20 protein-coding genes are annotated in these 24,607 nt (G+C 68.6%); 6 read left to right on the forward strand and 14 right to left on the reverse strand.

Annotated elements, in window-relative coordinates; translation table 11 throughout:
• Positions 1 to 109: 109 nt before the first annotated feature.
• From PGN16_RS10975 to PGN16_RS10995, 5 genes are all read left to right on the forward strand, one after another.
• Positions 110 to 898: a DUF6454 family protein gene (locus PGN16_RS10975; RefSeq protein ID WP_335309436.1), complete on the forward strand. Its 789-nt coding sequence runs from the start codon at positions 110 to 112 to the stop codon at positions 896 to 898.
• A 211-nt stretch (positions 899 to 1,109) separates the two neighbouring features.
• The gene (locus tag PGN16_RS10980; protein ID WP_335309437.1) at positions 1,110 to 3,047 is read left to right on the forward strand and encodes an OPT family oligopeptide transporter; all 1,938 of its coding nucleotides are present in this window, start codon (positions 1,110 to 1,112) and stop codon (positions 3,045 to 3,047) included.
• Positions 3,044 to 3,505: an OsmC family protein gene (locus PGN16_RS10985; protein ID WP_335309438.1), complete on the forward strand. Its 462-nt coding sequence runs from the start codon at positions 3,044 to 3,046 to the stop codon at positions 3,503 to 3,505. The genes PGN16_RS10980 and PGN16_RS10985 overlap by 4 nt, the downstream gene beginning before the upstream one ends.
• Before the next feature lie 136 nt (positions 3,506 to 3,641).
• On the forward strand, positions 3,642 to 4,025 hold the full coding sequence (locus PGN16_RS10990) for a DUF2946 family protein (protein ID WP_335309439.1): 384 nt from the start codon (positions 3,642 to 3,644) through the stop codon (positions 4,023 to 4,025).
• A 47-nt stretch (positions 4,026 to 4,072) separates the two neighbouring features.
• Positions 4,073 to 5,389 (forward strand): PepSY-associated TM helix domain-containing protein, encoded by a 1,317-nt coding sequence (locus PGN16_RS10995; protein WP_335309440.1) that lies wholly within the window; start codon positions 4,073 to 4,075, stop codon positions 5,387 to 5,389.
• Here PGN16_RS10995 and PGN16_RS11000 read toward each other — a convergent pair.
• Positions 5,344 to 6,537, reverse strand: coding sequence for a multidrug effflux MFS transporter (locus PGN16_RS11000; RefSeq protein WP_335310325.1), 1,194 nt, complete (start codon positions 6,535 to 6,537; stop codon positions 5,344 to 5,346). The two genes, PGN16_RS10995 and PGN16_RS11000, sit on opposite strands and share 46 nt — an antisense overlap.
• A 45-nt stretch (positions 6,538 to 6,582) precedes the next feature.
• Positions 6,583 to 7,764 (reverse strand): M24 family metallopeptidase, encoded by a 1,182-nt coding sequence (locus tag PGN16_RS11005; protein ID WP_335309441.1) that lies wholly within the window; start codon positions 7,762 to 7,764, stop codon positions 6,583 to 6,585.
• A 123-nt stretch (positions 7,765 to 7,887) separates the two neighbouring features.
• Here PGN16_RS11005 and PGN16_RS11010 point away from each other — a divergent pair, with 123 nt between their 5' ends.
• A complete protein-coding gene (locus PGN16_RS11010) occupies positions 7,888 to 8,205 on the forward strand; it encodes a hypothetical protein (protein ID WP_335309442.1) in 318 nt (105 codons plus the stop codon).
• Here the strand turns inward: PGN16_RS11010 and PGN16_RS11015 are convergent.
• The 12 genes from PGN16_RS11015 to sufC form a co-directional block, all read right to left on the reverse strand.
• Positions 8,187 to 9,929, reverse strand: coding sequence for a glycogen debranching protein (locus PGN16_RS11015; protein ID WP_335309443.1), 1,743 nt, complete (start codon positions 9,927 to 9,929; stop codon positions 8,187 to 8,189). The genes PGN16_RS11010 and PGN16_RS11015 overlap by 19 nt on opposite strands.
• Positions 9,926 to 11,545 (reverse strand): alpha-D-glucose phosphate-specific phosphoglucomutase, encoded by a 1,620-nt coding sequence (locus PGN16_RS11020; protein WP_335309444.1) that lies wholly within the window; start codon positions 11,543 to 11,545, stop codon positions 9,926 to 9,928. Before PGN16_RS11020 ends, PGN16_RS11015 begins: the two co-directional genes overlap by 4 nt.
• Complete coding sequence (gene glgA, locus PGN16_RS11025; RefSeq protein WP_335309445.1) at positions 11,542 to 12,990, reverse strand: glycogen synthase GlgA; 1,449 nt, start codon at positions 12,988 to 12,990, stop codon at positions 11,542 to 11,544. The genes PGN16_RS11020 and glgA overlap by 4 nt, the downstream gene beginning before the upstream one ends.
• A gap of 4 nt (positions 12,991 to 12,994) precedes the next feature.
• Complete coding sequence (glgC, locus tag PGN16_RS11030; RefSeq protein ID WP_184035998.1) at positions 12,995 to 14,257, reverse strand: glucose-1-phosphate adenylyltransferase; 1,263 nt, start codon at positions 14,255 to 14,257, stop codon at positions 12,995 to 12,997.
• A 264-nt stretch (positions 14,258 to 14,521) separates the two neighbouring features.
• Positions 14,522 to 16,693 carry a 1,4-alpha-glucan branching protein GlgB gene (gene glgB, locus PGN16_RS11035; protein ID WP_335309446.1) on the reverse strand — a complete coding sequence of 724 codons (2,172 nt, stop codon included), beginning with the start codon at positions 16,691 to 16,693 and terminating at the stop codon, positions 14,522 to 14,524.
• Positions 16,690 to 19,110, reverse strand: a complete 2,421-nt coding sequence (locus PGN16_RS11040; RefSeq protein WP_443019659.1) for a glycogen/starch/alpha-glucan phosphorylase — start codon at positions 19,108 to 19,110, stop codon at positions 16,690 to 16,692. The genes glgB and PGN16_RS11040 overlap by 4 nt, the downstream gene beginning before the upstream one ends.
• A 32-nt stretch (positions 19,111 to 19,142) precedes the next feature.
• On the reverse strand, positions 19,143 to 20,042 hold the full coding sequence (locus PGN16_RS11045) for a YihY/virulence factor BrkB family protein (RefSeq protein WP_335309448.1): 900 nt from the start codon (positions 20,040 to 20,042) through the stop codon (positions 19,143 to 19,145).
• 269 nt (positions 20,043 to 20,311) lie between these two features.
• The gene (locus tag PGN16_RS11050) at positions 20,312 to 20,665 is read right to left on the reverse strand and encodes a HesB/IscA family protein (protein ID WP_335309449.1); all 354 of its coding nucleotides are present in this window, start codon (positions 20,663 to 20,665) and stop codon (positions 20,312 to 20,314) included.
• Positions 20,665 to 21,129, reverse strand: coding sequence for an SUF system Fe-S cluster assembly protein (locus tag PGN16_RS11055; protein WP_335309451.1), 465 nt, complete (start codon positions 21,127 to 21,129; stop codon positions 20,665 to 20,667). Before PGN16_RS11055 ends, PGN16_RS11050 begins: the two co-directional genes overlap by 1 nt.
• On the reverse strand, positions 21,126 to 22,343 hold the full coding sequence (locus PGN16_RS11060) for an aminotransferase class V-fold PLP-dependent enzyme (protein WP_335309452.1): 1,218 nt from the start codon (positions 22,341 to 22,343) through the stop codon (positions 21,126 to 21,128). Before PGN16_RS11060 ends, PGN16_RS11055 begins: the two co-directional genes overlap by 4 nt.
• A gap of 136 nt (positions 22,344 to 22,479) precedes the next feature.
• On the reverse strand, positions 22,480 to 23,544 hold the full coding sequence (locus PGN16_RS11065; protein WP_335309453.1) for a SufD family Fe-S cluster assembly protein: 1,065 nt from the start codon (positions 23,542 to 23,544) through the stop codon (positions 22,480 to 22,482).
• A 190-nt stretch (positions 23,545 to 23,734) separates the two neighbouring features.
• Positions 23,735 to 24,595 carry a Fe-S cluster assembly ATPase SufC gene (gene sufC / locus PGN16_RS11070; protein WP_335309454.1) on the reverse strand — a complete coding sequence of 287 codons (861 nt, stop codon included), beginning with the start codon at positions 24,593 to 24,595 and terminating at the stop codon, positions 23,735 to 23,737.
• Between the last annotated feature and the right edge of the window lie 12 nt (positions 24,596 to 24,607).

The raw sequence follows: 24,607 nt of genomic DNA on the forward strand, positions 1-24,607 counted from the left end.
ACGTCTTTAAGTCGACATCGGACCCTCATCAAACCGCAACGCAGCTTGCGCGCTGCTGACATGAAGCGCGGGCATGGGCGTGGCGGACAAGGGTTGCGGGGGTCCGGCCATGAACCGTCGATGGATGCGATCCGGGACGACCGTCGCGCTGTTGCTGCTCTCCAGCCTGTCGGTCGCGGCCGCGCCGCAAACCGCCGAGGACGAGGTGGAGGGCGCGCAGTTCCGCGGCGTCGCCGCGCTCGACGGCAGTGTCTTCCACGTTCAGGGACTTGCCTTGCAGGGGCGGCGCGTCTGGGTGACCTCGGTCGATCGCTTTTCGCGTCGCGGCTTCCTGCATCTGTTCGACCGCGCGACGGGGCGGTTCGTCCGCAGGGTCGAGCTGACCGATGGCGCGCGCTACCATCCCGGCGGGATTTCGGTCGACGGACATTCCCTGTGGGTGCCGGTCGCCGAGCTGCGCCCGGATAGCTCGGCCGTGTTGGTGGAGGTGGATACCGAGACGCTGCGCGTGCGGCGGCGCATCCGGGTCGCCGATCACCTCGGCTGCGTCGCGGCGCAGGGGCGCTGGCTGGTGGCGGGTAATTGGAACAGCCGGCTGCTGTACGTCATCGACCGCGACGCGCCGACGCGGATGCGGGTCGTACCCAACCCGTCGCCGACCCGCTATCAGGACCTCAAGTTCGCCGGCGGGCAATTGGTGGGCAGCGGCCCGCGGTCGTGGTGGAGCGGGACGGTCGATTGGCTCGACTGGCCGAAGCTGACGCTGCGCCGCTCGATCGGTGCGGGGGCTTTTACCGCGGAGGGCATGGCGATCGAGGGGCGCGACCTGTATTTCGCGCCGGAGGATGGGCCGGGGCGCCTGTACCGGTTCCGGCTGAAGGACGGAGTGTCGGCGTAGAAGTAAGACCGGAGTTCTCGCTAACGCCCTGAACTGTCGCCCCGGACTTGATCCGAGGCCCCTCTCCTTCTTGCCCCCGCACGGAGCAGCAGGATCCCGGATCAAGTCCGGGATGACGGGGAAATCGAGCCGCCCGCCTGCCACCGCGCCATCAATCATCGTGGGTTTGCCCGGTCTGTAACCGGCCGCGGACTTGTGGCACGGAGGCGACATGGCTCCCGCTCCGCTCCGCTCTCCTGTCGAACTCACGCTGCGCGGCGTGCTGCTCGGCGGCATCATCACGTTGCTGTTCACCGCCGCCAACGTCTATCTCGGGCTGAAGATCGGGCTGACCTTCGCCACCTCGATCCCCGCCGCGGTGATCTCGATGGCGGTGCTGCGCGCGTTTCGCGATTCGACGATCCTCGAGAACAATATCGTCCAGACCGTCGCCTCGGCGGCGGGGACGCTGGCGGCGATCATCTTCGTGCTGCCGGGGCTGGTGATGATCGGCTGGTGGCAGGGCTTTCCGTTCGTTACCACCGCGACGATCACCGCGACCGGCGGCATCCTCGGCGTGATGTTCTCGGTGCCGCTGCGCCGCGCGCTGGTGGTCGATACCGTGCTGCCCTTCCCCGAAGGCCGCGCCGCCGCCGAGGTGCTCAAGGTCGGTGAGGAAAGCCGCCACGGCGGCGCGGAGAGTGCCAAGGGCCTGTCGGCGATCGTCGCGAGCACGCTGGCCGCCGCGGGCTTTTCGATCCTGACGCAGACGCGGCTGATCGCGGGCGAGGCCGCGCACTTCTTCCGTGTCGGCGCGGGCGCGACCGGGGTGAGCGCGGGCCTGTCGTTCGCGCTGCTGGGCGCGGGGCATCTGATCGGGCTGTCGGCGGGGCTCGCAATCCTGCTCGGTGTCGTGGTCGGATGGTGGGTGGTGCTGCCGATCCTGACCGCCGCGGCGCCACAGGTCGGTGATGTCGCGGCCTGGGCGAACGGGGTGTTCCGTAGCGACGTGCGCTTCTTCGGCGCAGGCGTGATCGGGGTGGCGGCGATCTGGACCTTGCTGCGGATCGCGCGCCCGGTGATCGGCGGGCTGCGCGCCTCGCTGACCGCGTCGCGCGGCGCCAGCGTCGCGATCGAGGAGCGCGACCTGCCGATCGGAATCGTCGCGGCGGTGAGCCTTGCGACGCTCGTGCCGATCGCGGTGCTGCTCCATTCGGTAGTGAGCGGCGGGCCGCTCGTGGGGCATGAATGGGCGCTGGTCGCGGGCAGCCTGTTGTTCGTGGCGGTGATCGGGCTCGTGATCGCGGCGGTGTGCGGCTATATGGCCGGGCTGATCGGAGCGTCGAACTCGCCGGTGTCGGGGATCGGCATCCTGTCGGTGATCGCGGCGGCGACCTTGCTGGTCGGGCTGTTCGGACGCGGCGGCGAGCTCGCGCAGACACAGGCGCTGGTCGCCTATGCGCTGATCGTGACGGGCATCGTGTTCGGCGTGGCGACGATCTCGAACGACAATCTGCAGGATCTGAAGACCGGGCAGCTGGTCGGCGCGACGCCGTGGAAGCAGCAGGTCGCGCTGGTCATCGGCGTGTGCTTCGGATCGGTAGTGGTGCCGCCGGTGATGCAGTTGCTCTACACCTCGTTCGGCTTCGCCGGGACGCCGGGCGCGGGGCCGAACGCCTTGGCCGCGCCGCAGGCGGCGCTGATCTCGGCGCTGGCGAAGGGCGTGCTGGGCGGCAATCTCAACTGGACGATGATCGGCTGGGGCGCGCTGGTCGGCGTGGCGGTGATCGCGCTCGACGAGGCGCTGTGTCGGGCCGGGGGACTTCGGCTGCCGCCGCTGGGCGTCGGGCTCGGCATCTACCTGCCGATGAGCGCGACGCTGACGGTGGTGGTCGGCGCGGTGGTCGGGCATTTCTACGACAGGCGCGCCGACGCACGCCCCGGTGCCGAGGCGGCCAAGCGGCTGGGCGTGCTGACCGCGACCGGCATGATCGTCGGCGAGAGCCTGTGGAACGTCGTGTTCGCCGGGATCGTCTATGAGACCGGCACCGAGACGCCGCTCGCCCTGGTCGACGGGTTCGAGGGGCCGGCGCTGATCGCGGGAACGTTGCTGTTCGCGCTGGTCGCGTGGTGGCTGTATCGCCGCACACGGCGACTGCACGCGGCGTGACGCGCGTCCGGCTGCGTTGGACCGGCAATCGCGGCGTCGGCACCGCGGGATACACCGGCTATGCGCGCGATCATGAGATCGCGGCGGACGGCAAGCCGGTGATCGCCGGCTCGTCCGACCCGCGCTTCCGCGGCGATGCGACGCGCTGGAACCCTGAGGAATTGCTGCTCGGCGCGATCAGCGCCTGTCATCAATTATGGTATCTGCATCTGTGCGCCGACGCCGGGATCGTCGTCACCGATTATCGCGACGAGGCGGATGCGGTGCTGACGCTCGACGCGGACGGCAATGGGCAGATAAGCGAGGCGACCTTGCGTCCGCACGTCACGATCGCGGCCGGCGGCGATGCCGCACTGGCCGAGGCGCTTCATGCGGAGGCGCAGCGGCGCTGCTTCATCGCGCGCTCGGTCGCCTTTCCGGTGCGCCATGCGGCGGTGATCGCGGTCGACGCGGTATAGGCGCGTTAACCATCGGGCACTACAGTGCCGCGCATGGCAGATGTTGTTCGTCATTGCGAGCGTAGCGAAGCAACCCAAGGCGTCATGATCCGGCCCTGAATTGCTTCGCTGCGCTCGCAATGACGGAGTTGCTGTGGTGAGCGGGATTCGCACACGATCGACGCTGTTCGCGATCGTGGCCGCGCTGGCGTTGCTGGTGCGGTTGCTGGTGCCGGCCGGGTTCATGCCGCAGGTCGCGCACGGGCAGGTCGCGATCGTCGCCTGCCCCGGCATGGCGATGGCGACCAGCGCGCATCACCACGCGCAGGACGCGCCGGTGCACGACGGTTTCGAGCGTCCGTGCGCCTTCGCCGCGGTCGCCGCACCGGCGACGTTGCTCGCGATCGTGTTGCTGCTGGTGCTGCCGCCGGCGGCGATGGTTCAGCAAATCCGTCGCCTCGCACCGCCACTTGCACCGCGCCTTGCGCTGCGCTGGCGACCGCCACTCCGCGCCCCGCCGACGATCCTCCCGACCCGCTGACCTGCTGTCGCGGCGCGCCCGATGCGCGCCGAACCCGAGGAATCGTCATGACCCTTTCCCGTCCGGTCGCGATCGCGGCCGAACTCCAGCGCGCGGTGTGGCGCTGGCACTTCTTCGCCGGCCTGCTGGTGCTGCCGTTCCTGCTGTGGCTGGCGGTGACCGGCGCGCTGTATCTCTACAAGCCCGAGATCGAGCGGCAGGTCTATGCCGACTGGATCCACGTCACGCCCGGGCGCGCGACGCTGCCGCTCGAGACGCTCGCCGCGCGCGTCGGGGCCTCGGTCGGCGGCACGGTGACGCAGGTGCAGAAGCCCGCGCTTCTCGACGAAAGCTGGCGCGTGACTGTGCGGCGCGCCAACGGGACGCAGCGGATGGCGTTCGTCGATCCGCATGACGCGCATGTCTTCGGCACCACCAATCCGGGCGGGGTGATGCAGACCATCAAGCATCTCCACAGCCTCGCGATCACCGGCTGGGTGGGCAACTGGCTGATCGAGATCGCCGCCGGCTGGTCGATCATCCTCGTCGTCAGCGGGCTGTATTTGTGGTGGGGCCGTGGGCGGACGGTGACGGTACGCGGCCGGGCGAGCGGGCGGCTGTTCTGGCGCGACCTCCATGCCGTGACCGGGCTGTTCGCGGGCGGCTTGATCCTGTTCCTCGCGCTGAGCGGGATGCCGTGGAGCGCGGTGTGGGGGCACAACGTGCAGGCGGGAGTGGCCGGCGCGGGCTGGGGTCGCCCCGCCGCGCCCGGCGGCGAGGGACATGCCGGGCACGATTTGCCATGGTCGCTCCAGCAACATGCGATGCCGATGGGGCATGACGGCCCGCGCATCGCCGCCGACCGCGCGCTGGCGGCGGCGCAGGCGCGCGGCATGGCGCCCGACTGGACGCTGACGTGGCCGGAAGGCCCGGGCGCGCCGTATCTGGTCAGCGCGACGCTCGGGCCGTCAGGGGCGGCGCATGTCGTCTATGTCGACGCCGGCACCGGGCGGGTGTTGCAGGACGCCGGGTTCAGGGACTTCGGCCGCCCCGGTCAGGTGATCGAGTGGAGCGCGGCGGTCCATCAGGGCAAGGAATATGGCGAAGCGAACCGGCTCATCATGCTGTTCGCCTGCGCGGCGCTCGCGTTGCTGACCGTCACCGCGCCGGTGATGTGGTGGAAGCGCGGGCCGCGCGGACGGACGACGCTGCCCGATGCGCGCACCGGCACCGGGCTGCTCGCGATCATGAGCGTAGCGGGCGTGCTGTTCCCGCTGACCGGGCTGACGATGCTCGCCGCGTTGGCCTATGGGCGGATCAAGACCGCACTCGGCACGGCTCAGGCGAGCCGCGCGCGGAAGAGCTGGCCCTCCTCCACGACATAGACGATCACGAACGCCGCGACGCCGATCGCGAGATAGCCCAAAGTCAGCGGCAGCGTGGTGCCGGCATAGGATTGGCCGATCGCCGATCCGACCAGCACCGCGCCGACGCTGGTGATGAAGCCCTGCACCGACGAGGCGGTGCCCGCGATTCGCCCGACCGGCTCCATCGCCATCGCGCCGAAGTTTGACCCGCACAGGCCGATGCAGGTCATGCTCAGCGACTGGAAGACCATGTAGCTGGCGAGCGTCTCCCACCCCATCCACACTACCGACAGGTGCAGCAGCGACAGCACGATCAGCGCCAGCACCGCGCTCTGCGAGATCAGCCGCGTGCCGAGCCGCTCGACCAGCCGGCTGTTCATGAACGACGCCACGCCCATCGCGCCCGCGCAGATCGCGAACAACAGCGTGAAGCGGTCGCCCGCGCCGAACTCATCGACGAACACCTGCTGCGCCGAGGAGACGAATGCGATGATCCCGCCGAACGTCAGCGAGGCAGCAAGCGCATAGCCGAGCGAATAGCGGTTGGTGAGCGTCAGCCGGTAGCTGCTGGAGAGATTGGCGAGCGAGATCGCGGTGCGGCGCTCGACCGGGAGCGTCTCGGGCAGCCGCGTCAGCGTCCACACCAGCACCAGCCCCGCAAAGCCGCCGAGCGCGTAGAAGACGAACCGCCACGGCCCGATCACCAGCAACCCCTGTCCGATCGTCGGCGCGAGGATCGGCACGAGGAAGAAGATCATTTGCGCCACCGACATGGTGCGCGCCATCGCGCGGCCCGAGGCGTTGTCACGCACCACCGCCACTGCGATCACGCGCGTCGAAGCGGACATCAGCCCCTGCAACACGCGCGCGCCGAGCAGCGCCGCGAACGTCGCCGAGGCGGCGGCGAAGACGCTCGCCCCGACGAACCCGATCAAGGTCGCGACCAGCACCGGCTTGCGCCCGTAGCGATCGGCAAGCGGGCCGTAGAGCAACTGCCCGACGCCGAACCCCAGCACATAGGCCGTCACCACCCACTGCCGGTGGTTGGCCTGATCGATCGCCAGATCGCGCCCGATATCGGCGAGCGCGGGAAGCATCAAATCCACTCCCAGCGCATTCACTGCCATCACCGCCGCAACGAAAATGACGAATTCTGTCGCATTCATGCCCGGGGGCGCGGCGTGGGGCTTCATGCAATAATGTCCGTTTTTTCAATCGAATGGGCGGTCGATACTCGGTTGCGGCTCGGTAAACCACGCCGCTCCAGCGTTCGTGACGTAGAAATGATCCTCCAGCCGAATGCCGAAGCGGCCGGGGACGACGATCATCGGCTCGTTCGAGAAGCACATGCCCGGGGCGAGCGGGGTCCGGTCGCCGCGCACCAGATACGCCGGCTCGTGGATCGACAGCCCGATGCCATGGCCAGTGCGATGCGGCAGGCCGGGGAGACGGTAGTCCGGCCCCAGCCCCTCACGCACCAGCACGGCGCGTGCGGCGGCGTCGATGTCCTCGCACGGCACGCCCGGCGCAACCGCGGCGAAGGCAGCGGCCTGCGCGGCGTGTTCGATGTCCCAGATTGCACGCACCTCGTCGGCGACCTGGCCGAACGCGTACGTGCGCGTGATGTCGGAATGATAGCCGTGGACGCGGCAGCCGGTGTCGACCAGCACCAGATCGCCCTCCGCCAGCGCACGGTCGCCGGGCAGGCCGTGCGGATAGGCGGTGGCCTGCCCGAACTGCACCGCGCAGAAATAGGACGGGCCGCCGCCGATCGCGCGATGCGCATCGTCGATAAAGCGGACCACTTCGCTTTCCCGGATGCCGGGGCGCAGGATGCGCGCGGCGGCCGCGTGCACCGCGAGCGTCATCTGCATCGCCTGACGCATCAGCGCGAGTTCGGCGGGCGACTTGATCATCCGGCAGCCGTCGATCGCGGGCGCGCCGTCGACGGTGGTCAGCCCCGCCCCCGCCAGCCGCCGCGCCCAGCCGAAGAAGAGCATGGGATCCAGCGCGAGCCTCGCCCCGGCGGGCAAGGCGTCGGCGACCAGCGCCACCGGATCCTCATCCTCTTCCCACAGCGCCAGATCGGCGGAAACGGCGAGTTCGGCCTCCAGCGAGCCGCGCTCGAACGTCGGGCAGACCAGCCGCGGCGTACCGGTGACCGGCAGCAGCAGCGCGACCAGCCGTTCGGTCGGGTTCCACGGCACGCCGGTGAAATAATGAAGCGACGGCCCGGCCTGCACCAGCAGCGCATCGGCGCCCAGCTCCGCGGTCAATTCGCGGGCGCGCTCCAGCCGTGCGTTGCGCTCGGCGACATCGATCGGCGGCGCCTTGTCCGCCCAGGGGATGATGGCCGCGAGTTCCGCCGCCGCGCTGGATCCGCCGATCGTCATGCCACGCTCCGTCAAAATGGGTCATGCCGCCGCGGTCCCGGCGAACAATAACATAGGTGGTTACCGCTTCTTTACTCCTCGCTCCGTAGATCGCGGGCAGGACAGAAGAAGTGAGAAGGGGCCATGGCATCCAAACCGCAGATCGACAACCGTCGGGAGCCGCGTCTTCCGGCCGAATGTCGCGGGCTGGCGCGGCTGGCGATTTCGATCGAAATCCTCGACGCCTCGGCAGCGGGACTGCGTGCGCGCGCCGGCATGTCGCTGGCGGCAGGCACGCTGCTGAAGCTGACGCTGCCGGGGGGTGCGGAACGCCATGCGCGGATCGCATGGGTCGACGATCACGTCTTCGGCTGCGAGTTCATGAAGCCGTTAAACAGCAAGGAGTTGCGCGATCTGGTCGATGCGACCGCCAACGCCGCGCCTTATGCGATCTGCGCCTGATCCGTCAGCGTGACGCTGCGCGCGGTACGGTCGACGGTGATCGTCGCGTCGCGCAAGCGCAGGATGAAGCCGGGCGCGTCGTGCCAGTCGGCATCGCGCATCGGCTGACCGTCGAGCCGTAACCATGTCGCATCGTGCGCGACCGCCGCGTCGGCGAGCGACGCGCACGCCGCGCGCCGCCGCGCCAGATCGGCGACGAACGATTCGCGCGCGCGGTCGCGGCCCTCCCAGTCGAGCCACAGCAGCTCATCCTGCGCATAGCCGTTGTTGTTGCCGCCTTGCGTGCGGCCGAACTCGTCGCCCGCCGTCAGCATGATCGTCCCGCGCGTTGCGAACAGGGTCGCGAGCAGCGCGCGCACGTCGGCGTCGCGCGCGGCGCGTACCGCGGGGTCGTCGCTCTTGCCCTCGACGCCGTTGTTCCACGCGATCTCGCCGGCATGGCCGTCGCGATTGTCCTCGCCATTGGCGTGGTTATGGCGGGTGGCGAAGGCGACGGTGTCGGCGAGCGTGAGGCCGTCATGCGCGGCGACGAAGCTGACCCCGCGCGTGCGATCGCCGAAAATGTCGCTCGATCCCATCAGCCGCGTCGCGAGCGCCCCCGCGCCGCCATCGCGGCGCCAGAAACGGCGGACGTCGTCGCGATAGCGATCGTTCCATTCGAGCCAGTCGTCGGGAAAGTTTCCCAGCTGATAGCCGCCGGGACCGATATCCCACGGCTCGGCGATCAACACGCGGTCGCGCAGCACGGGGTCGGCGGCGATCTCGGCGAAGATCGGCGCGGCGGGGTCGAAGCCCGGACCGCGCGCCATGACGGTGGCGAGGTCGAAGCGGAAGCCGTCGACCCCGGCCTGCGTGACGAAGTGGCGCAGCGTGTCCAGCGTCAGCGCGCGCGCCGCCGGGTTGGCGAAGTCGAGCGTGTTGCCGGTGCCCGCGTCGTTGATGAGCATTCCGTCGGGCGCGCGCGCATAAGCGGCGTCATCCAGCCCGCGCAGCGCCAGCGTCGGGCCGAGCAGGTCGCTTTCGCCAGTATGATTGAACACGAGGTCGAGGAGCGTGCCGATCCCCGCCGCGCGCAACGCCGCGACGGTCGCGCGCAGCTCGGCGATGCCGCCGGGGGCGAGCCGCGGATCGAGCGCCATCGGCACGACCGGGTTGTAGCCCCAGCCGTTGCCGAGCCCGAGCGGCGGCAGATGCCGCTCGTCGATCCAGGCGACGATCGGCATCAGCTCGACCGCCGCGACGCCGATCCGCTGGAGGTGTGCGATCACCGCCGGGTGCGCGAGCGCGGCGATCGTCCCGCGCTGCGCCGCCGGGACGTCGGGGTGGCGCATCGTGAAGGCGCGGACGTTGATCTCGTAGATCAGCCCGCCGGCGCGGAACAGCGGCGGCAGGTCGAGCGGCGCGAGCGGCGCGGTGACGATCGCCTTGGGGACCAGCGCTGCGGTGTCCATACGCGGCTCGCGCAGATGCGGGTCGTAGACGAAGCGCCGGTCGAGCGTCACCGCATGCGGATCGACCAGCAGCTTGGCGGAATCCGCATCGATGCGGAAGCCGTAGCGCGTCCCCGCCCCCGCCCCGGCGACCTGCGCGTGCCAGTAGTCACCGACACGCGCCATCGCGATGCGGCGCTCGGTGTCGCCGTCGAACAGGCACAGCCAGACCGCCCCCGCGCGCGGCGCGCGGACGGTGAAGTCGACGCCGCCCGCGACGATCGTCGCGGTCACGTCACGACGTCGGGCTGCTCGCGTCCGGTATGCGCGCGGATGCCGGCGATCGCCTCGGCCGCGGCGACGATCCCGGCGAGCATCGCGCCGGTCTCGGCATCAAGGTCGCCGCCGACCGGCTCGTAGCGTTCGAGATAGACGCGCAGCGTCGCGCCGCTCGTCCCGGTGCCGGACAGGCGGAACACGACGCGGCTGCCGCCTTCGAACAGCACGCGCACGCCCTGGTTGCGGCTGACGGACCCGTCGGTCGGGTCCTCATAGGCGAAGTCGTCCGCCGCCGCGACGGTCAGCGCGTCGAACGACGTGCCCGGCAGCGTGTCGAGCTTGCCGCGCAATTCCGCCATCAGCGTGTCGGCAGCGGCGCTGTCGACGCCCTCGTAATCGTGCCGGGCGTAGTAGTTGCGGCCATATTCCGCCCAGTGATCGCGCGCGATCCGGTCGACGCTCTTGCCGGTCGCCGCGAGGATGTTGAGCCACAGCAGCACCGCCCACAGCCCGTCCTTCTCGCGGACGTGATCGCTGCCGGTGCCGGCGCTTTCCTCGCCGCAGATCGTCGCCATGCCGGCGTCGAGCAAATTGCCGAAGAACTTCCAGCCGGTCGGCGTCTCGAACGACGGAATGCCGAGCTTCCCGGCGACGCGATCCGCCGCGGCGCTGGTCGGCATCGAGCGCGCGATGCCCTTCAACCCGCCGGCATAGCCGGGCGCGAGATGCGCGTTGGCGGCGAGCATCGCGAGGCTGTCCGACGGCGTCACGAAGCGCCCGCGCCCGATGATGAGGTTGCGGTCGCCGTCGCCGTCCGACGCCGCACCGAAATCGGGCGCGTCCGCCGCCATCATCGTCTCGTAGAGTTCGTGCGCGTGGACCAGATTGGGATCGGGGTGATGCCCGCCGAAATCCTCCAGCGGCGTGCCGTTGCGCACCGTGCCCGGCGCGAAGCCGAGCCTTTTCTCAAGGATCTCGGTCGCATACGGCCCGGTCACCGCGCTCATCGCGTCGAACGCCATCGTCAGCTTCGCGGCGCGGATCGCGTCGAAGTCGAACAGCGTCTCCATCAGTTCGGCATAGTCGGCGACCGGGTCGATCACCTCGACCGTCAGTCCCTCGACCTGCGTCTCGCCGGGCGTGTCGAGATCGACATCGGCGGTGTCGGCGGCGTGCCATTCCGCGATCGACAGCGTGCGCGCATGGATCGCCTCGGTCACCTTCTCGGGCGCGGGGCCGCCGTTCGACACATTGTACTTGATCCCGAAATCCTCGTCCGGCCCGCCGGGATTGTGGCTCGCCGACAGCACGAGCCCGCCGAGCGCGCCGCGCTTGCGGATCACGTTCGACGCGGCCGGGGTCGAGAGGATGCCGCCCTGCCCGACCACGACGCGCGCGAAGCCCGCCGCCGCCGCCATGCGGATCGCGGTCTGGATCACCTCGCGATTGAGGTAGCGCCCGTCGCCGCCGATCACCAGCGTCGCGCCCTGCTTGCCCTCGACCACGTCGAAGACCGACTGGATGAAGTTCTCGGCATAATTGGGCTGCTGGAACACCTTCACCTTCTTGCGCAGCCCGGAGGTGCCGGGCTTCTGGTCGGTGAAGGGCGTGGTCGTGACGGTACGGATCATGCGGACAGCAGCTCCCGGTAGAGATCGGCATAGCGGCGTCCGCTGGTCGCCCAGGAGAAGTCCGCCGCCATGCCCGCGCGCTGGATCGAGGCCCAGCGATCGGGCGTGGCAAATAGCCGTAACGCAAGCGCAATGGCCTGCGCCAGTGACTCGTGCGTGACGGCGTCGAACTGGATGCCGGTCGCCACGCCAGCGTCGAGCGCCGCTTCATTGGCGTGGATCACCGTGTCGGCCAGCCCGCCGGTGCGCGCGACGACCGGCACGCAGCCATAGGCGAGGCCATATAGCTGGGTCAGCCCGCAGGGCTCGAACCGCGACGGGATCAGGATCACGTCCGCCCCGCCCTGCAGCAGGTGCGACAGCGCCTCGTCATAGCCGATCCGTACCCCGATCCGGCCGGGATGCCGCGCGGCCGCCTCCTGAAAGGCATGTTCGAGCCACGCGTCACCCGACCCGAGCAGCGCCAGCCGTCCGCCGCCCGCGACCAGCGCGTCGAGCGTGTCGGCGAGCACGTCCATGCCCTTCTGCCACGTCAGCCGCGACACGACGCAGAACAGCGGCCCGTCGCCGGGTTCGAGCGCGAAGGCCTGTTCCAGCGCACGCTTGTTGATCGTGCGCAGCGCCAGGTCGCCGGCGTCATAGCGTTCGGGCAGCGCTTCGTCGGACGCCGGATTCCACACCGCCGGATCGATGCCGTTGACGATCCCCGACACCCGCTCGCGGCGTGCGCGGATCAGGCCTTCCAGCCCCATGCCGAACTCGGGACGCAGGATTTCGGCGGCATAGGTCGGGCTGACGGTGGTGATCGCGTCGGCGGCCTCCAGCCCGGCCTTCAAATAGCCGACCCCGCCATAATATTCGACGCCGTCGACCGCGAAGGCGCGGTCGGGCAGCGCCAGCGAGCCAAAAATGCCGCCGTCATAGCGCCCCTGAAAGGCGATGTTGTGGATCGTCATCACCGACCGCGCGCAGCGCCCGCCCGCCGGGGCGAAGCGCAGATAGGCCGGCGCGAGTCCCGACTGCCAGTCGTGCGCGTGGAGCACGTCGAAGCGGAAGCCCTTGACCGCGCCCGAGGCGAGATCGGCCGCCGCGCGCCCGAAGGCGGCAAAGCGCCGCCAATTGTCGTCCCAGTCGCGCCCCGACGGATCGCCATACGGACCGCCCTCGCGCGCGAAGTAGCCGGGCGCGTCGAGCACCAGCAATTTGTGCCCGGCGATCGTGCCCGACAGCAGCCGTGCCGGTGCGCCGATCAGGTCCGGCCAGTCGTGGAGCGCCGCCGATCCCTGGACTGCCGCCATGACCCGCGGATAGCCGGGGACGAGCGTGACGACGTTGACGTCATGCGGCATCAGCGCCGCCGGCAGCGCGCCGACCACGTCGCCGAGCCCGCCGGTCTTGACGAGCGGATAGGCTTCGGAGGCGACCGACAGGACCGAGATCGTCATGCCGTCACAGCTCCAGCCGGTCGATCATCGGCTGGGTGATGAGGCACACGCCCTTGTCGGTGCGGCGGAAGCGGTGCCCGTCGAGCACCGGGTCCTCGCCGACGACCAGCCCGTCGGGGATGATGACGCCGCGATCGAGCACCACCTTGCTCAACCGCGCGTTGCGACCGATCTTGCAATAGGGCAGCACCACCGCTTCATCGAGCGACGAGTAACTGTGGGTGCGCACGCCCGTCGAGATGAGGCTGCGGTGGACGTTCGAGCCGGAGATGATCGTGTCCCCGGCGACGAGGCTCGACACCGCCTGCCCGCGCCGTCCGTCGATGTCGTGGACGAACTTGGCGGGCGGGGTCAGCTCCGAATAGGTCCACAGCGGCCACTCGCGATCGTAGAGGTCGAGCTGCGGGACGACATCGGTCAGGTCGATGTTCGCTTCCCAATAAGCGTCGACCGTCCCGACGTCGCGCCAATAGGCGGCGGGCTCCTCGGGCGAGCGGACGCAGCTCGCCGAGAAGCGGTGTGCGTGCGCATGGCCGTGCTTGACCAGATAGGGGATGATGTCCTTGCCGAAGTCGCGCGACGAGCCTTCGGTCGCGGCATCGCGGCGCAATTCCTCGATCAGCAGCTTCGTGTTGAAGACGTAGATGCCGAGGCTGGCGAGCGCGACATCGGGCTGGCCGGGGATCGACGGCGGGTCGGCGGGCTTTTCGACGAAATCGACGATCCGGTCGTTTCCGTCGACGTGCATGACGCCGAACGCGACCGCCTCCATCCGCGGGACTTCCATGCACGCGACCGTGACGTCGGCACCGCTGTCGCAGTGCTGCCGCAGCATGATCTCATAGTCCATCTTGTAGATATGGTCGCCGGCGAGGATGACCATGAACTCCGGCGCGCTCTCGGCGATGATGTCGATGTTCTGATAGACCGCGTCGGCGGTCCCTTCGTACCATTGAAATTCGCTGATCCGCTGCGACGCTGGCAGAATGTCGAAGCTCTCATTTCGTTCGGGACGCAAGAAGTTCCAGCCACGCTGAAGGTGGCGGATCAATGAATGCGCCTTGTACTGCGTCGCAACGCCGATGCGGCGAATACCCGAATTGATCGCGTTCGACAAAGCGAAGTCGATGATGCGGCTCTTACCACCGAAGTAGACAGCTGGTTTCGCACGCGTATCGGTTAATTCCTTCAAGCGGCTGCCCCTGCCCCCGGCGAGGACATAGGCCATGGCGTCGCGCGCCAGCGGCTGACCTTTGCGTTCGTCCACGTCAGGCTCTCCTTCCCTGCATCTTTACTTGTCGTTCATCACGCGTTAACCATGTTGTCACGGTCCTGACGCCAAAAGACGCGGGTAACGTGAGTGTGTGCGTAGTCAGAACAATTCGACTATCGAGAGGATCGCCGATGCACCCCGCCTGCCAACCCCGTTCCGCCGACGGTCTGATCCGTGGCGTCGCCTGTGCGCTCATCCCGTCGCTGCTCGCCTGGGGCGCGATCTTCGCGCTCGTCGGCCGGATCGTCTGAGCCGGGGTCACGCCTCCGGTTCCCATTCGAGCATCACCGTCGCCAGCGGCGGCAGCGTCACCTCCGCATGACCGCCGCTCGCGATCACCCCGCCCAGATTGCCCAGCCCCGAGCCCCAATAATCGTGCGCGTCGGAATTGAGCACCTCGCGCCAGCGACCGTCATGCGGCAACGGCACGCGATACGGCATCCGCGCCACCGGGGTCATGTTGACGATCACCGCGATCGGCGCGGCGCCCGGTGCGCTGCGTAGCCAGACGAACACCGAATTCTCGGCATCGTCCTGCACCAGCCAGCGGAAGCCGTCGCGCTCGCAATCGCGGGCATGGAGCGCGCGCTTCTCGCGATAGAGGCGGTTGAGGTCGCGGACCAGCTTGCGGACGCCGTCGTGCGCGTGCGAGTGGAGCAGGTCCCAGTCGAGCGAGCGCTCCTCGCTCCATTCGGCGCGCTGCGCGAACTCCTGCCCCATGAACAGCAGCTTCTTGCCGGGATAGCCCCACATCATCGCATAATACGTGCGGAGATTGGCGAACTTCTGCCAATCGTCGCCCGGCATCTTGGTCAGCATCGATCCCTTGCCATGCACGACCTCGTCATGGCTGATCGGCAGCACGAAATTCTCGTCGAAGGCATAGACCAGCCCGAAGGTGATCGCGTCGTGATGATGCTTCCGGTGGATCGGCTCGCGCGCCATGTACTTCAGCGTGTCGTGCATCCAGCCCATGTTCCACTTGAACCCGAAGCCGAGCGCGGTGCGGGGGGCCTCGTCGTAAGCGGGGGCGGAGACGCCGGGCCAGCTGGTCGACTCTTCGGCGACGGTGAACACGCCGGGGTGGCGGGCGTAGAGCGCGCGGTTGGCGGCGCGCATGAAGTCGACCGCTTCCCAATTCTCGCGTCCGCCCTCGCGGTTGGCGATCCACTCGCCGTCCTTGCGCGAATAATCGCGGTACAGCATCGAGGCGACCGCATCGACGCGCAAGCCGTCGACATGATAGCGCTCGGCCCAGAACAGCGCATTGTTGACGAGGAACGCCGACACCTCGCGCCGCCCGAAATTGTAGATCGCGGTGTTCCAGTCGGGGTGATAGCCGAGCCGCGGGTCTTCATGCTCGTACAGCGCGGTGCCGTCGAAGCGTGCGAGCCCATGCGCGTCGGTCGGGAAATGCGCGGGCACCCAGTCGAGCAGCACGCCGAGCCCGGCGCGGTGCGCGCCGTCGACGAAGCGTGCGAACCCCTCGTGATCGCCGAACCGTGCACTCGGCGCATAGAGGCCGGTGGTCTGATAGCCCCAGCTCGGATCATAGGGATGTTCCGAGATCGGCATGAACTCGATGTGCGTGAAGCCCATCGACACGGCGTACGGGATCAGCCGCTCGGCAAGCTGGTCCCAGGTCAGGAACCAGCCATTCTCGTCACGCTGCCAGCTGCCGGCATGGACCTCGTAGATGCTGATCGGCGCGCGGCGCGGATCGACCGATGCCCATGCCTCGCGATGCGCGGCGTCGCCCCATTCGTGGTGCATCGGCGCGGTGGTCAGTGAGGCGGTCTTCGGGCGCAACTCGGCGGCGAAGGCATAAGGGTCGGCCTTGAGCGGCTGGAGCGCGCCATCGGGGCCGGTGAGCGCATATTTATAGGCCCGGCCCGCGCCGATGTCGGGCAGGAACAGCTCCCAGACCCCCGTATCGCTGCGCCGACGCATCCCGTGACGGCGCAAATCCCAATCGTTGAAGTCACCGACGACGGCCACACGCCGCGCATTCGGCGCCCAGACCGCGAAATGCACGCCCTCCGCGCCCTCGTGCACGATCAAATGCGCGCCCATTTTGTCGTGAAGGCGAAAATGCGTGCCCTCGTTCATCAGGAAATCGTCGGTGGGACCAAGCACCGGACCGAAGCTGTACGGATCGGTCACCCACCATTCCGCGCCCCCGCCCTGCGCGACATAGCGCAGCGGCTGCGGATCGCCGTCGATCACCCCTTCGAACAGCCCGCGATCGTCAACGCGCTTCAGCGCCCCGAGCGTCTCGCCGGTCAGCGTATGCGCGACGGCGGTGTCCGCCCCCGGTATCCAGACGCGCGCGAACGTGCCTTCGGGGCCGCGATGCGGGCCGAGCAGCGCAAAGGGGTCCTCGTTGGTGCCGTCCAGCAGCGCGTCGATCGCGGCGGCGGGCGGCTTCACTTCACGCCCCAGATCTCGCGTGCATAGTCGCCGATCGTCCGGTCCGAGGAGAACCAGCCCATGTTCGCAACGTTACGGATCGCGCTGCGGCTCCAGCCGTCACGATCCGCCCAGCGCGCATCGACGTCGCGTTGCGCGGCGGCATAGGCATCGAAATCGGCCGCCACCATGAACCAGTCATGGTCGTACAGGCCGTTCATGAGGTCGCGGTAGCGGTCGTGGTCATCTGGTGAAAACACTCCGGAGGCGATCGCGTTCACCGCCTGCGCGAGTTCCGCCGAATTTTCGATGACTTCTCGGGGATTGTAGCCACCGGCACGCTTGGCCGCGACCTCGTCGGCGGTCAGGCCGAAGATCACGATATTCTCCGCGCCGACGTGATCGCGGATCTCGACGTTCGCGCCGTCGAGTGTGCCGATCGTCAAGGCACCGTTGAGCGCGAACTTCATGTTGCCGGTGCCCGACGCCTCCATCCCGGCGGTCGAGATCTGCTCGGACAGGTCGGCGGCCGGCACCATCCGCTCGGCGAGGCTGACATTGTAATTGGGCACGAACGCGACCTTGAGCAACCCGCCGATCGACGGATCGGCATTGACGCGCCGCGCGACGTCGCCGGCCAGCTTGATGATGAGCTTGGCCTGGTGATAGCTCGACGCCGCCTTGCCCGCGAACAGCTTGACGCGCGGCGTCCAGTCGCGCTCGGGGTGGCTGCGGATCTGGTCGTAGAGCGCGACCGTCTCGATGATGTTGAGCAACTGGCGCTTGTATTCGTGGATCCGCTTGATCTGCACGTCGAAGATCGCCGACGGATCGAGCCGCACACCCATCTCGGTGCGCAGATAGTCCGACAGCGCGGCCTTGTTCGCGCGCTTGACCGCCGCGAACCGCTCACGGAACGAGGCGTCCTCCGCAAAGGGGGCGAGCGCGGTCAGCTTCCCGGCATCGTCCATGAAGCCGTCGCCGATCGCCTCGCGGATCAGCGATGTCAGCCCCGGATTGCACTCCTGCAACCAGCGGCGCGGCGTGATGCCGTTAGTCTTGTTGTTGATCCGATCGGGGTAGAGATGGTGGATATCGGCGAACACCGTCGTTTTCATCAACCCGGTGTGCAGCGCCGCCACGCCGTTGACGCTGTGCGAACCCGCGAAGGCGAGGTTGGCCATGCGGACGCGCCGCTCGCCGCCCTCGTCGATCAGGCTGATCGCGGCGATCGCACGGTCGTCCATCCCCTCCGCCTTGCGCGCGGCGCGGAGCAGTTTGGCGTTGATCGCATAGACCAATTGCATGTGCCGCGGCAGCAATCGCTCGAACAGCGGCAGCGGCCAGCTCTCCAGCGCCTCGGGCAGCAAGGTGTGGTTGGTATAGCCGAACGTCGCCTGCGTGATCTCCCACGCTTCGTCGAACGCGAGACCGTGTTCGTCGAGCAGCAGCCGCATCAGCTCGGCGACCGACACCGCCGGGTGCGTGTCGTTGAGCTGGATCGCGGCGCGCGTCGGCAGCGTGCGGATGTCGCCGAAATACTGGACGTGGCGGCGGACGATGTCCTGGATCGAGGCGGAGGAGAAGAAATATTCCTGCCGCAGCCGCAGCTCCTGCCCCGCCGCCGTCGAGTCATTGGGATAGAGGACGCGGACCAAGGTCTCGGCGCGGAGCTGGTCGGCCATCGCACCGGCGAAATCGCCCTGGTTGAACGCGTCGAGCTTGAAGGGATCGAGGCTGCGTGCCGTCCACAGCCGCAGCGTGTTGACGCGCCGCCCGCGCCAGCCGACGACGGGCGTGTCGACCGCCATCGCCTCAACCTTCTCGCCCGGCTTCCATGTCACCGTGCCGCTTTCATCGCCGTGGACCTCGCCGCCGAACCCGATCACGTAGGCGCTCTCGCGGCGGCGGAATTCCCACGGGTTGCCGTATTGCAGCCACGTCTCCGGCAGCTCGACCTGCCAGCCGTCGTCGATCCGCTGCCGGAACATGCCGTTCACATAGCGGATGCCATAGCCATAGGCGGGCAGGTCGAGCGTCGCGAGGCTCTCCATGAAGCACGCCGCCAACCGCCCGAGCCCGCCGTTGCCGAGCGCGGCATCGGGCTCGATCTCCTCGAGCGCGGCGAGGTCGACACCGAGTTCGCGCAATGCGCTCGCCACCTCGTCGCGCGCCGACAGATTGGCGAGCGTGTCGCGCAGCAGCCGGCCGATCAGGAATTCGAGGCTGAGGTAATAGACGCGCTTCGCCCCGGCGGCGTGCGCGGCCTTGGTGGACAACATCCAGCGTTCGATGATCTCGTTGCGGACGGTGAAGATCGTCGCCGCCAGCCAGTCGTGCGGACGCGCCGCCTGTTCGTCCTTGCCGATGCGGTGCACCAGCGTGTCGAGGATGTTGAGCGCGAGCGGACCCCGCTGCGGCACGGTTTCGGTCTCGATCACGCCTACCCCCTTGTTCGTAGATGCAATGCCTAGGCGGTCGCCGGTGCCGCAGCAACGCTTTCCGCCGCGCGGCCGCGATACGCCTGCACGTCGAGCGCGGCGCCGAGCAGGAACGCGTAGACGCTCAACCACAGCCAGGTCAGCGCGACGATGATCGCGCCGAGCGAGCCGTAGGTCGCGCCGTAATTGCCGAAATTCGCCACGTAGATGCTGAAGCCGGTGGTCGCGAGCAGCCACACCGCCGTCGCGGTGACCGTCCCCGGCGTCGCCCAGCGCAGCCGCGCGCCGTGGCGATACGGCCCGAACCGGAACAGCAGCGACGCGCCGGTGATGACGATCGTCGCGAGCAGCGCATAGGTCGCGATGCGGATCAGCGCGAGCACGATGCCCGGAAACCACGGGATCAGCGTGCCGATGAACGCCACCACCGCACTGGCGGCGATGCCGAGGAAGATCAGCAGGATCCCGCCGAGCACGATCGCGAACGAGGTCAGCGTCCAGACGATGAAGTTGCGCTTGTCCTTGACCTCATAGGCGACATCAAGCGCGGTCATCATCGCGGTCGCGGCCTTGCTGCCGCCGTAGAGCGCGATAACGAGCGCGACGATCAGCCCGAGCCCCTTGCGCCCCTGCGAGCCCGACGTGACGATGTCGAGCTGCTGCCCGATCAGCGTCGCGACGTCGCCGGGCAGCGAGACGAACAGCGCGCGGATGTCCTCCTGTACGGTCACCGGATCGGCGAACAGGCCGTAGGTGAAGACCGTGACCGCGAGGATCGGGGCGATCGACGAGATGATGTAGAAGGCCGCGCCGGCCGCGATCAGCCCGAGATTGTCGTCGTTCGAGGCGGTGTAGGCGGCCTTCATCTGGCCCCACCAGTCACGCCGGAAGGATCGCCAGAGATCGGTCGAGGAAAGGTCGATGTTCATTACGGGGGCGAACGCGGCGCGGCGGCGTAGGCTCCCGGTCGACCGGTTGTTTTGGGTTAGTCCGGCTGCGGATGGGAATGGCGGCAATGATAGGCGTGACCTCAGCCCGATCTCCGTCGCCCCTGCGACGGCAGGGGCCTATGGCTGTATCGTATGCCGGTCGGCGTGACACAGGATCGCCGTGCTATGTGTCAGATGTTACTCGACATTCCACAGACATGGGCCCCTGCCTTCGCAGGGGCGACAGAGAGCGTGCGAAGGGGTGACGATCAGACCGTGAAGCTCTCGCCGCAGCCGCACGCGCCCTTGGCGTTGGGGTTGTTGAAGACGAAGCCGGCGGTGAAATCGTCCTCGACCCAGTTCATCGTCGAGCCGATCAGGTACAGGATCGATCCGCCGTCGACGAACAAAGTGCCGCCCGGCGTGTCGATCCGCTCGTCCATCGGCTTGGCCTCGGTGACGTAGTCGACCGAATAGGCCAGCCCCGAACAGCCGCGGCGCGGGGTCGACAGCTTGACGCCGATCGCGTCGGCGGGTGCCTTGGCCATCAGCTCGGCGATGCGCGCCTCGGCGGTCGGGGTCAGCAGCAGCGGCGCGGGGCGCGCGCGGAGCGTGGTGGCCATCACAGCATCCCCAGTTCGAGCCGCGCGTCGTCGGACATCTTCTGCGGGTCCCACGGCGGATCCCAGACGAGGTTGACGTCGGCGAAGGCGATGCCGGGCACCGCGGCGACACGCATCTCGACCTCGCCGGGCATCGACTCGGCGACCGGGCAATGCGGCGTCGTCAGCGTCATCGTGACCGCGGCATGGCCGTCCTCGGTAACATCGACGCCGTAGATCAGCCCGAGGTCATAGATATTGACCGGGATCTCGGGGTCGAAAATGTCCTTGAGCGCGTCGATCACCGCCTCGTACAGCGCGCCGCCAGGTTCGTGCGCGGCCTCGCCGGTCGGTTTCTGCGCGAGGAAGCCCGACAGATAGTCGCGCTGCCGCTCCGCTCCGCCCGTGTCGACCGCGTCGGACACCTGCGCGCGCGGCGGCTTGTCGACCGCCTCGACCGTTTCGCTCCGCACCGAGTCGCTCATCCGAAAATCCTCTTCACTCGCTCGATCCCCGCCGCCAGCGCCGCCACGTCCCCGGGGCCATTGTAGACCGCGAAGCTGGCGCGCGCGGTCGCCTCGACGCCCAGCGCCGCCATCAGCGGCTGGGCGCAATGATGCCCGACGCGGATCGCGACCCGGCTCTCGTCCAAGATGGTGCCGATGTCGTGCGGATGCACCCCCTCCATCACGAAGGAAACGATCCCGGCGCTGTCGTCCGGGCCGAGCATGCGGATCGAATTGACGTGCGACAGCGCCGCGCGTGCCTCGCGCACCAAAGCGGTTTCGTGCGCGTGGATGCGGTCGAGCCCGATCGCGCGGACGTAATCGACCGCCGCCGACAGCCCGAGCGCGCCGACGATATGCGGCGTCCCCGCCTCGAAGCGGGTCGGTGCGGGGGCGTAGGTGGTGCGCGCGAACGAGACGCGGTCGATCATCGACCCGCCGCCCTGATAGGGCGGCATCGCGTCGAGCAGGTCGGCGCGCGCCCACAGCACGCCGATCCCGGTCGGGCCGTAGAGCTTGTGCCCGGAGAAGACGTAGAAATCGCAACCGAGCGCGGCGACGTCTACGCGCACGCGCGGCACCGCCTGACAGCCGTCGATCAGGATCTTCGCGCCGACCGAGTGGGCGATGTCGCTCGCCTTCGCCACGTCGAGGATCGAGCCGAGCACGTTCGAGACATGCGCCAGCGCGACCAACTTGTGCTCGGGGCGGATCATCGCCGCCATCGCGTCGAGGTCGATGCGGTGATCCGCGGTGAGCGGGATCACGTCGATCGCGGCGCCGACGCGCTCGGCGACCATCTGCCATGGCACGATGTTGCTGTGATGCTCGAGCATCGACAGCAGGATCCGGTCGCCGGCCTTGAGGTTCTGCCCCGCCCATGATTGCGCGACGAGGTTGATCGCCTCGGTCGCGCCACGCAGGAAGACGATTTCGTTCGCGGGCGCGCCGATCAGGTCGGCGATGTTGGCGCGCGCGGCCTCATACGCCAACGTCATGTCCGCCGAACGCTGGTACACGCCGCGGTGGACGGTGGCGTAGGTGGTGTCGTAGCCGCGGGTGATCGCGTCGATCACCGCCTTTGGCTTCTGCGCGGTTGCGGCGGTATCGAGATACGCCCAACCCGCCGGGATCGCAGGGAAATCTGCGACCAGATCGAGCGGGCGACCGGCGGCGAGCGCAGTGTCGGTCATGCGAACCGCCCGCCCTTCGCCGCGCGGATGTTTGCGAAGGTCACGCCAAACGCGATCGGCGCATCATGCACGGAAAAGACCGGGAGCGCCGCCATCGGCGCGGACGCTGACAGATCGCGGGCGTGTAGGACAGCGCTCACAACGCGCTCTCCAGCCACGCGTCGGCATCGGCGGCGAAGGCATCGCGGACGGTGTCGTCGGCGATCCGGTCGAGCGCATCGGCGACGAAGGCGCGGGTCAGCAACGCCTTGGCACGTGGCGCCGGGATGCCGCGGCTTTCCATGTAGAACAAGGCGCGCGCGTCGAGTTCGCCGACCGTCGCGCCGTGTGCGCATTTCACGTCGTCGGCGAAGATCTCCAGCTCGGGCTTGAGGTTGACGGTCGCGGTGCGGTGCAGGAGCAGCCCGCGCAGCGATTGTTCGCCGTCGGTCTTCTGCGCATGGCGCGCGACCTCGACAGCGGCGGCGAGGCTCGCCTGCGACTGGTCGGCGGCGACCGCGCGCCACAATTGGTGCGACTGGCCGTTGGGCTCGGCGTGGCGGACGCGCACCGCGCACTCCTGCTTGAGCCGGTCGCGGGTCAGCAACGCGCCGCCGTACTCGGCATAGCCGCCCTCGCCCGCCAGCGTGATCGCGGCGTCGATGCGGACGCCCTGATCGCCCGCCGCGAGCATCGTGCCGACCAGGCTCGCGCCCTCGCCCAGCTCCGCCTCGTCGCGGAGCGTGACGAAGCCCGCGCCCTGCGTCATGCGGACGGCGCGCATCAGCCGCGCGGCCTTGCCGAGCCGGATGCGGGTGTTGCGGTTCGCCCAGCCCGCGCCGACGAACGTCTCGACGACCTGCGCCGAGGTGTCGGTGTCGAGCACGATCTCCGCCGCGACGTGATTGTCGCCGCCGGTCGCGACGTGGACGACCTGCACCGGGTGCGCGACCGCCTGCGCATCGAGGTGGAGCGACCAGCCGCGCGTGGCGCGCTTGCCGAGCGCGTGCGCGCCGGGGGTCAGGTCGCCGACGCGGACGCGGTGGAGTTCGCTGGCGGCGTCATCGAGGACGCCGTCGACGAACAGCAGCTTCGCGCCGGGCAGGTCGAGGAATTGCGCGTCCGGACGCGTGATCGGCGCGAGCGCGGCCGCGGCGGCGATCCCGCCGAGATCCGCCCAGCGCCACGCTTCCTCGCGGTTTGAGGGAAGGTCGAGGGTCATGCGAATTTGCCTTGGATGTCGTGCGACGCCGTGAGCGCGTGGAAGATGTTGTTCGCGCAGAGACGCAGAGGCGCAGAGAGGGCAGCACTCGCCGCGCCAGCGGCTCCCCTGTTCCGTGTCGGAGATTGAAAGGGTGCGCTACCGCGCGCGCACCATCTCTGCGCCTCTGCGCCTCTGCGCGAAATCAACATCACGCCGTCACCTCGGCATAGCCTTCGCGCTCGAGCTGCAACGCCAGCTCCGGCCCGCCCGAGCGGGTGATGCGGCCGTCGGCGAGGACGTGGACGCGGTCGGGCTGCACGTAATCGAGCAGGCGCTGATAGTGGGTGATGAGTAGCACCGCCTTGTCGGGCTTGCGCATGATCCGGTTGATACCGTCGCCGACGATCCGCAGCGCGTCGATGTCGAGCCCCGAGTCGGTCTCGTCGAGGATCGCGAAAGCGGGGTCGATGATCCCCATCTGCACCATTTCGTTGCGCTTCTTCTCACCGCCCGAGAAGCCGACGTTGACCGGGCGTTTGAGCATGTCCTGCTGGAGCCCGAGCGCATCGGCCTGCGCGCGCGCGAGCTTGAGGAATTCCGCGCCCGACAGCGGCTTCTCGCCGCGGCTGGTGCGCTGTGCGTTGAGCGATTCGCGCAGGAACTGGACGTTCGAGACGCCGGGGATCTCGACCGGATACTGGAAGCCGAGGAACACGCCGGCAGCGGCGCGCTCGTGCGGTTCGAGTTCCAGGAGGTCGATCCATTCGCCCTCGGGGTCGGTCTCTTCCCCCGTTCGTGCTGAGCCTGTCGAAGCACGTGCGGCAGGCGCATCGTCCGTGGCACGCCCTTCGACAGGCTCAGGGCGAACGGTGGCGGCGGGGCGGAACAGGATCGAGCCCGCGGTCACCTCGTAACCGGGGCGGCCGCCGAGGACGTAGCCGAGCGTCGACTTGCCGGCACCGTTCGGCCCCATGATCGCGTGGATCTCGCCCGCGTTCACCTCGAGCGACAGGCCCTTGAGGATTTCCTTGCCGTCGATTTCGGCGTGGAGGTTTTCGATTTTCAGCATCGTGTACCCTGA

This window comes from Sphingomonas phyllosphaerae (genome assembly GCF_036946485.1).
GTDB lineage: Bacteria > Pseudomonadota > Alphaproteobacteria > Sphingomonadales > Sphingomonadaceae > Sphingomonas > Sphingomonas phyllosphaerae_E.

Excerpts from the sequence above, each read along its gene's own strand:
- PGN16_RS11065 (WP_335309453.1), bottom strand. The coding sequence starts at position 23,544 with ATGACCCTCGACCTTCCCTCAAACCGCGAGGAAGCGTGGCGCTGGGCG.
- PGN16_RS11055 (WP_335309451.1), bottom strand. The coding sequence starts at position 21,129 with ATGAGCGACTCGGTGCGGAGCGAAACGGTCGAGGCGGTCGACAAGCCG.
- PGN16_RS11010 (WP_335309442.1), top strand. The coding sequence starts at position 7,888 with ATGGCATCCAAACCGCAGATCGACAACCGTCGGGAGCCGCGTCTTCCG.
- PGN16_RS11000 (WP_335310325.1), bottom strand. The coding sequence starts at position 6,537 with ATGAATGCGACAGAATTCGTCATTTTCGTTGCGGCGGTGATGGCAGTG.
- PGN16_RS11050 (WP_335309449.1), bottom strand. The coding sequence starts at position 20,665 with ATGGCCACCACGCTCCGCGCGCGCCCCGCGCCGCTGCTGCTGACCCCG.
- glgA (WP_335309445.1), bottom strand. The coding sequence starts at position 12,990 with ATGACGATCTCGGTCCTGTCGGTCGCCTCCGAAGCCTATCCGCTCGTC.
- sufC (WP_335309454.1), bottom strand. The coding sequence starts at position 24,595 with ATGCTGAAAATCGAAAACCTCCACGCCGAAATCGACGGCAAGGAAATC.
- PGN16_RS11045 (WP_335309448.1), bottom strand. The coding sequence starts at position 20,042 with ATGAACATCGACCTTTCCTCGACCGATCTCTGGCGATCCTTCCGGCGT.
- PGN16_RS10980 (WP_335309437.1), top strand. The coding sequence starts at position 1,110 with ATGGCTCCCGCTCCGCTCCGCTCTCCTGTCGAACTCACGCTGCGCGGC.
- PGN16_RS11005 (WP_335309441.1), bottom strand. The coding sequence starts at position 7,764 with ATGACGATCGGCGGATCCAGCGCGGCGGCGGAACTCGCGGCCATCATC.
- PGN16_RS11060 (WP_335309452.1), bottom strand. The coding sequence starts at position 22,343 with ATGACCGACACTGCGCTCGCCGCCGGTCGCCCGCTCGATCTGGTCGCA.
- PGN16_RS10995 (WP_335309440.1), top strand. The coding sequence starts at position 4,073 with ATGACCCTTTCCCGTCCGGTCGCGATCGCGGCCGAACTCCAGCGCGCG.
- PGN16_RS11020 (WP_335309444.1), bottom strand. The coding sequence starts at position 11,545 with ATGATCCGTACCGTCACGACCACGCCCTTCACCGACCAGAAGCCCGGC.
- PGN16_RS10975 (WP_335309436.1), top strand. The coding sequence starts at position 110 with ATGAACCGTCGATGGATGCGATCCGGGACGACCGTCGCGCTGTTGCTG.